We start from the raw sequence: 2158 nt of genomic DNA, 5'->3' as shown, positions 1-2158 counted from the left end.
TCGGCCAGGTCACCGAAGCCGTCGGGCACCTCGCACAGCAATTCGTCGTGCACGGTGAGCACCAACGGGTACCCTGCGGCCTCCACCCGGAACATGGCGTCCACCATCAGGTCGCGGGCCACGGCCTGCACGATGTTCTCGGCGATGAGGCCGCCGTAGAGGTCTATCTGCATCCACTTCCGCGTGGTGCTGTCCTCGCCCCAAAACCGCACCGCGTCCTGCTTCGAGCCCCACGGCGTCGTCTTTTCGACGATGCGCGGCTTGTAGTAGGCGAGCGCGCGCGTGCGGCCCGGCAGCGCGATCCACAAGTAGTCGCCGCGCTTGGTGAAGATCAGTTTGCCGCCGGCGGCGTAGAACTTCTCGCCGGGCGCCTTCACCGCAGCGACGGCGCAGCGCTCCAGCTCGTACCAAAACGCCTTGATGCGCGAGTTCTTATCGCGGTACGTGTCGATGATCTGCTGCGCGGCGGCGTCTTCGATGAGCACGTCGTCCTTCGCGCACGTGAGGATGAACTTCTTCCAGCCCATGCCGAAGCCGCAGCCCAAGATCACGCGCTTACCCATGTCGCGCTCGGCGCTCGGCTTGCCGATCAGGTCCACCGGCTTGTGATAGATGTCGGCGGCCATGAGCCGATACACGTCCGCGCCTTTGCGGAACGCCTCCAGCAGCCACCGCTCGTCGGCCAGCCACGCGAGCACGCGCGCTTCGATGGCCGCGAAGTCGGCGCAGACGAAGCGGTGCCCGGGCGCGGCACGAAGGCACGGACGGAGCTGCATCGCCAGCACTTCGAGCGGCGGGTAACAGGCGTCGATCAGGTCGTAGTCGTGAGCGAGCACCGGCTCGCGCCATTGGTCAGCGTCGAACTCATCGCCGAGCGCCTTGGAACGCGCGGGCAGGTTCTGCGGCTGAATCAGCCGGCCAGTCCAGCGGCCCGTGCCGGCGCCGTGGTAGAGCAGCAGGTCGCGCATGCGCCCGTCGAAGCAGACGCACGAGAACATCTTGTCCACCTTCGACACGGAGGACTTGCCGGCCTCGGCGCGCAGCTCCAGCACGCGCCGCGCGGCCTCGGTCAGGTCGTCGCGCGCGAGCAGCGCACGCACCGCCTCCTTGTCCACCTTCTCCGTCTCGGTGCCTTCCGATTGCAGGAAGGTGAGGATGTCGGCTCGCTTCGTCACGCCGGCCACGCGGCCGTTCGTCACCTCGCGCAGCTCGCGGTTCGCGCGCGTCTGCGCTTCGGCGGCAAGGTCGCGCACGGCCTCGGCCATTGCCGAGTCGAGCATCACGCCCCGGTCGTTGATGAGTTGGTCGAGCTGATAGACGCGCAGCTCGTAGTCGGTGAGGTCGCGCACCTTCTGCTTCACGGCCATTTCGGTGCGGACATCTTGGGCGCAGTAACGGATCAGGCGCTGCACGCGCTCATGGTCGTCCCACCATTCGGGCGTGCCGTCTGGCAAGATGCGCCGGGGCTTCGCCATGCGGAGCATGAGGCGGTGGCCGGCGTCGTCCTTCTGGTGCGAAGCGCCAAGCACCTTCGCGGCGCTCTCCAGCTTGCGGGGCAGCGCGAGCGCAGCCGCCTCCGCTGCCGTGCAGCGCCAGCGATGAAGCGGGATGTCGGGGAAGCCGTAGCGCTTCACCATGATTTCGCGCCAGATGCGCCGCTCGAACGCGGCGTTCCACGCTCGAAAGATAACGGTCGGGTCGGCGGCGAGCTGGCCGAGCACGCCATGCGGCATCCCCGGCCGCCACGTCAGAATGTCGTCGAGGTCTGGAACGTAGAAGCAGGCGCACCAGATGTCGGTGCTTGGGTCTTGCGCGTAGCGAGTAGCGCCGGCCTTCCCCAGGTCGACGAGGCTGCGCGTCTCGAAGTCGAGAGAAACGTCCACACGAGCTCCAGAGGAGAAAAAGAGGCCCGCCCCGAAGGGCGGGCCAAGGCGCGGGGAATTACAGGATGTCGGTCAGGTCGGCGTTGCTCGCCGCTGCCGCCGCGTTCGCATCCGCCTCGAACTCGTCCTCGGCTGCCAGGCGGTTGTCGAGGCGCGGGCCGTCGCGCAGCACCTGGATGTTACCCAGGCCGAACGCGATGCCCCCGCCCTGCTGCGGGTAGTAGTACGGGCGCACCGAAGCGCGCACGATCAGGCCGGCGTACAGCTCGCCGGTG

Annotated in this window: 2 protein-coding genes; both read right to left on the bottom strand. The window is 67.8% G+C overall.

The genetic code is table 11. From position 1 onward, the window contains the following. On the bottom strand, positions 1-1883 hold a 1883-nt coding region (locus tag VHA82_RS04155), incomplete at its 3' end, for a DNA polymerase (RefSeq protein WP_325540571.1). 58 nt (positions 1884-1941) lie between these two features. Continuing rightward, the coding region (locus VHA82_RS04150) for an ssDNA-binding protein (protein ID WP_325540570.1) at positions 1942-2158 on the bottom strand (217 nt) is incomplete at its 5' end.

It is taken from the genome of Ramlibacter sp., from assembly GCF_035548915.1.
Taxonomy (GTDB): domain Bacteria; phylum Pseudomonadota; class Gammaproteobacteria; order Burkholderiales; family Burkholderiaceae_C; genus Ramlibacter.
Note: the sequence above shows the minus strand (reverse complement) of the source record. Positions and strands in the feature narration are given on the sequence as shown.